The sequence below is a fragment of the Solirhodobacter olei genome (assembly GCF_004010155.1).
In the GTDB taxonomy this organism is placed as follows: Bacteria; Pseudomonadota; Alphaproteobacteria; order Rhodobacterales; family Rhodobacteraceae; genus Solirhodobacter; species Solirhodobacter olei.
Genome location: NZ_RRYH01000090.1, coordinates 1 through 747, shown reverse-complemented (window position 1 = coordinate 747; position 747 = coordinate 1). Strand labels below are relative to the sequence as shown.

The window sequence follows — 747 nt, the reverse complement described above, 5'->3', positions numbered from 1 at the left end:
ACCGTCCCCAAATGCACGACCTTCAGATTATCGCCGAGCGCGCTACACGGGCGTCAATGCCGCGCGAGCGGCTTCGTCCTTGGCCCGCCCTCGTCAATGGCCCTCCTCCATCGCGAGGAGCGGACTTCTGACCTTCGTTGCAGCCAGCGGCATGGCGCAGGAAAAGCCGGCGCCGGTCATTCACCGCGGCCACGCGAGGCTTCGGTCAAGGCCGGCCGCGCATGGGGCCGCGCGGCCGACGGTGCAGTTCGCAAAGGTCGCCGTTACTCAGGCAGCCATGTTAAGCACGTCGATGCCGTGCCGTTCCATCGCGGCACCGATCCGGGCGAAGTCGGGCTGCTCTTGCGCCTCGGCAGTGCCGATGTCGCGGAAGAAGGCGATCATGGTCTGCTCGATCAATACGACCATTCGCACGGTGCGGCCGCTCTCGTTCGCATAGTTGTGCGGGATGCCCGAGGCGATGCGAACCGCCGCGCCCGGACTGGCCGTGATCACCACCGGCGGTTCGGTTGCACCGGGAAACTGCCGAACGGTCAGTTCTCCTTCTACGATGTAGAACATCTCGGCGGAGGCATGGCTGTGGGGCGGAGTTCCCGATCCGGCCGGCACCTCGACCTCGAGTAGTTCGAGTTCCGAGCCCGGAAGACCCCCGAGAAACCGGATGCGGTCAGCCACGACCCAGAGAGCGTCGCCCTCCTCGGGCCGATTCACGTCAACTTTCATCGCTTTTCTCCTTTGGTTGCGATG

At 65.1% G+C, this 747-nt stretch carries 1 protein-coding gene; it reads right to left on the bottom strand.

Features of this window, described 5'->3' with window-relative positions; translation table 11 throughout:
- Positions 1–267: 267 nt before the first annotated feature.
- Positions 268–747: cupin domain-containing protein (locus EIP85_RS22600; protein WP_206615642.1), on the bottom strand; the 480-nt coding region annotated here is incomplete at its 5' end.